General features: G+C 48.3%; 1 protein-coding gene. It reads right to left on the bottom strand.

All coding sequences use genetic code 11. The annotated features are described in order from the left end of the window. Nucleotides 1-1,460 (bottom strand): Calx-beta domain-containing protein (locus QUB11_RS26165; RefSeq protein ID WP_333256208.1); only part of this gene is annotated, 1,460 nt, incomplete at both ends.

The raw sequence follows: 1,460 nt of genomic DNA, 5'->3' as shown, positions 1-1,460 counted from the left end.
TCGGAGTTGGTGGCGGCGGTGGCGCTACATCGTTATCCGTAATCGCCACTGTCACCCCTGGAACCACAACCACATTATACTTAGCATCACCGCCGCTCACACTATGAGTGATAGTACCGCTATGCGCGCCTTCGACAATCGTATCGTCAACAGCTTTCACCGTAACGGTTTGAACACTATCCCAATTAAGGGTAGTGAAATTCACAGGGGCGATCGCCTCTATCTGATTACCTGTTGTGAGAGTGATCGTAACAGGGGCGATCGGCTGTGACATTAATTTGATCCCATAACTGCCCGCCGCGCCGCCTTCTGTAGCAGTTGTTGCCGTGGGAGTAACAGAAATACCAGCGGTATCATTGTCCTTATTGGTAATGCTAACATCCGCTACATCTCGGTTGCTGTAATTCACATCTGTACTAACAGCAGCCGCCGTGACTATTTTGTAGTCAATATCCCCGTCAGCAATGCTATCCTCAACCCCTGTTACTGTCACCGGCTGCGGTGTATTCCAGTTAGCCGGAGTGAAAGTTAAACTATTAGTTGAAACTGTTCCTTCGGCAATATTGTCACTGCTCAAACCGATAGTCACGTCAGCAGTTGGCTGAGTATTCAGAACCACAGTAAAGTTAGCCTTGGTGCCATCTTCACCAGTAGTCAATCCCGCCGTCGGATTCACCGTAATTCCCGGAGTTTCATTGTCACTGTTGGTGACGGTGATATCATCAGGATCGAGGTTATTGTAATTAACATCGTTGCTGACAGCAGCAGCCGTGACAATTTTGTAAGGTTGAGGGCCATCAGCTACTAAATCGTCAACACCAATTATCGTTATTGGTTGCGGTTGATCGTAGTTAGCAGAAGTGAAAGTTAAGCTATTAGTTGAAACTGTTCCTTCGGCCAGATTGTCACTCCTCAAACCGATGGTAACGTCAGCAGTAGGTTGAGCGTTGAGTTTGAGTGTAAATTCTGCCTTGCCACCAACTTCACTTGTAGTTAATGCTGTTGGGTTAATAGTAAAGCCAGCCGTATCATCATTAGTAATAGTTGTGGTAGCGGTAGCAGTGGTAATTGTCGGTGTAGAATCTAATACCGAGGGATTGGAAAGCGTAACCTCAAGGGTTTCATTAGTTTCGATCGCCGCATCGCCTAAAACATCGAGAGTAATGGTTTTCGATGTCTCGCCCGCTGCAAAATTAATCGTACCAGTCGCAGCAGTTGCACCGGATGTGCCGCCGATGTTGTTGTAGTCGCTGACGTTTGTAGCAGAACCTGCGATCGCATAATCTACTGTGCTCGCCAACTCAGTGCAACCGCTGCGGGTAACAGTAAAAGTGGCAGCAGTTGTGCCGGAGTTGCCTTCTGTAACGGTTGCAACACCAGCAGTAATCGCGTAGTCGATCGGATTAAGCAGAATTGTCACCTTGCTAGCACCCGATCCGATGCGATCGCCGGGCCCGGAA

The organism is Microcoleus sp. B6-A1 (assembly GCF_036705085.1).
Taxonomy (GTDB): domain Bacteria; phylum Cyanobacteriota; class Cyanobacteriia; order Cyanobacteriales; family Microcoleaceae; genus Microcoleus.
The sequence above is the reverse complement of the archived record's forward strand: the minus strand, read 5'-3'. Positions and strand labels throughout refer to the sequence as shown.